Source organism: Thomasclavelia sp. (assembly GCF_017889095.1).
Taxonomy (GTDB): Bacteria; Bacillota_I; Bacilli_A; order Erysipelotrichales; family Coprobacillaceae; genus Thomasclavelia.
In genome coordinates this window covers 1-2,610 of record NZ_JAGHEW010000263.1, presented here as the reverse complement: position 1 = coordinate 2,610, position 2,610 = coordinate 1, and the positions used below count along the sequence as shown (strand labels likewise).

The 2,610-nt window shown below is 29.5% G+C and carries 3 protein-coding genes; 2 read left to right on the top strand and 1 reads right to left on the bottom strand.

Features of this window, described 5'->3' with window-relative positions; translation table 11 throughout:
• Positions 1–453: 453 nt before the first annotated feature.
• A complete protein-coding gene (locus tag J7M77_RS11775; RefSeq protein WP_296878777.1) occupies positions 454–1,317 on the bottom strand; it encodes a LysR family transcriptional regulator in 864 nt (287 codons plus the stop codon).
• 121 nt (positions 1,318–1,438) lie between these two features.
• On the opposite strand from J7M77_RS11775, the gene J7M77_RS11770 reads away from it, so the two are divergent.
• Together J7M77_RS11770 and J7M77_RS11765 are read left to right on the top strand one after the other, a co-directional pair.
• Positions 1,439–2,254: an SDR family oxidoreductase gene (locus J7M77_RS11770; RefSeq protein WP_296878775.1), complete on the top strand. Its 816-nt coding sequence runs from the start codon at positions 1,439–1,441 to the stop codon at positions 2,252–2,254.
• On the top strand, positions 2,247–2,610 hold a 364-nt coding region (locus J7M77_RS11765), incomplete at its 3' end, for an SDR family oxidoreductase (RefSeq protein ID WP_296878773.1). The genes J7M77_RS11770 and J7M77_RS11765, both read left to right, overlap by 8 nt.

Here is a 2,610-nt window from a genome sequence, read left to right as displayed (position 1 = left end):
TAAACCCGCCTGAAATGTAACATGTCACTACATATTCCTCCTTTCACAGCAGCAGCAATACTAATTATTGCTTGTCTATATTTTAACATATTTCGACTTGTAAACTGTCTCAAATTGGTATCGAATTTTTCTTCCTATTTTATCAAAAAATCTTAATTAAATTTCAAATATTAACTATTTATTATCACTAATTCATCTTTTAATTAAGTTAGTTTTTAACATCAATAACACTTGATTTTTGCATATAGATATGCAATTATATAGGTGTCTTTATTAGACTTTACTAAATATAAGATTATGACTAAGCAAAAAGGGATGATGAAAAATTCATCCTTTTTTGCTGCTTAAAACTAATTAACTATTTTTTCAACTTAAATTCTCAATAACATTAATGAATTTCATCATTTTATCTGACTATAGCTACTTTGATTATATTGATAATATAAAAAAGAATTATTTTATTCCATATATCTCTTTTATCATACTTACAAACTCATTAGCAATAGGCGTTAAGTCATTTAAATCGTTGGCAAATAATCCGATTTCAAATTTAATCTTTGGTTTAACCGGTATTTTTTGAAAATCATTAGCTAAAGTATCTAACGTATATTCTGAAATAATTCCAATTCCTATCCCATCTTTAACCATGTGTAAAGCACTCTGCGCTGTTTGTACGATCATCAAATGATCTGGATCAAGATAATTTTTATCACTTAAATGATCCAAAACAGTTTCATAAGCCGGTTTATTAATGACTAATAAATCTGGTGGTGTTTGTAAATCTAAACTAGACAATGAATTGCTTGAAGCTGGTAAAGTAGCAATAATATGATCTTCAAGCAAAGTAATAGCATCAAAGTGACTAAACGGTGATACCGAAATTGCGAAGTCAACATGATAATTTTCTACCATTTGATAGATATCATTGGGACTACCTTCAATTATTTCAATAACGACTCCAGGATATAATTGTCTAAATTCTTTGATTACTTTTGATAAAATAGTAGCTACTAAAGAAGTTAGGATAGCTATTTTTAAACGTCCTTCAATTAAATGATTTTCTTTATAGGCAACTTGCTTAATATGTTCATCGATACTTTCCATTTGTTTTGCAAGAGATAAAATTTTCTTTCCCACATTGGTTAAAACCAATCCTTTCCGTTTATCACGGAAAAATAATTTAACATTCAAATCACTTTCTAATTTAGCAATTGCATTGCTAATGGCTGGCTGACTAATGTACATTGTTTTAGCAGTTTTAGTAATATTACCGCTTTTAGCTACTTGAATAAAGATTTCTAAGTTTCTAGATATCATCACTTTTTAGTTATCTCCTTATCATTTTTTTGGTATTTTACTTATACCTAATTTTAACATATACTCTAGTTGTAAGCAAAAGGATCCTTAAATTACAAATATCAAATAAAGGAGATATAACATGAAAACAATTTTTATTACTGGAGCATCATCAGGAATCGGAAAAGCTACAACTGAATATTTTTCAAGCCAAGGATGGCGCGTTATTGCAACAATGCGTAATTTACAAAAAGGAAAAGATTTAGAACAATTACCTAATGTTATTACAATGCCATTAGATGTAACTAATAGTCAACAAATCAAAGAAGCATGTAAGGAAGCTATTGAAAAATATGACATTGACGTTTTGTTTAATAATGCTGGTTACGGTGTTATGGCACCACTTGAAAATATTAGCGAAGATGAAATTCATCAATTATTTAACACTGATGTAATTGGAACGATGTTAGTTACTCAAGAATTTATTCCTTACTTTAAACAAAAAAGAGCTGGTACCATCTTAACAACAACATCATTAGCGGGAATTATTGCATTACCATTAGATGGTGTTTATGGTGCTGCTAAACGAGCTTTATCATCAATGTGTGAATCATTATATTATGAATTAAAACCATTTAATATTGCTGTCAAAGTAATGATCCCAGGTGGAACTAATACGCCATTCCAAGTACCACATCGTGATGTATCAGGTTATGAAACAGCTTCTAAAAATCAAAGAAAATGGTTATTAGATGGAAATGTTAGTTTCCCAGATACTAATCAGGCAATTAAAGTAATTTATGAAGCAGCAACTGATGGTAAAGATAAAATTCATTATCCAACTGATTCAGTTTGTCAAAAACTATATGATCAATATACAAGCAGTAATATCGAAGATTTTAAAATTAAATTCTATAACTTACTTTTTGATCAAACGGAGGTAAATGAAAATGAATAATACTGAATTACAGGGAAAAGTAGCCTTAGTTACTGGTGGCGGTACTGGTCTTGGTTATGGTGCTGCCAAAAGATTAAGTGAGGCTGGTGCTTTTGTTTATATTGTTGGAAGAAGAATAGAAGTGCTTGAAAAAGCCGCTTTACAATTAGGAAAAAATGTTAAAGCATTGCAAGGTGATGTCTCTAAAAAAAGTGATTTAGAAGCAATTGCCAATACAATTAAAGCAAATCATCAGCATTTAGATATTATTTTTGCCAATGCCGGTTTTTGTAAAGAAGCAGCTCTTGAAGATATTTCAGAAGATTTCTTTGATACGATGATCAATGTTAATTTAAAAGGAACATTGTTTACAGTCC

What these genes read in the sequence shown, in the direction of transcription:
- J7M77_RS11770 (WP_296878775.1), top strand. Translation starts at nt 1,439, where the DNA reads ATGAAAACAATTTTTATTACTGGAGCATCATCAGGAATCGGAAAAGCT.
- J7M77_RS11775 (WP_296878777.1), bottom strand. Translation starts at nt 1,317, where the DNA reads ATGATATCTAGAAACTTAGAAATCTTTATTCAAGTAGCTAAAAGCGGT.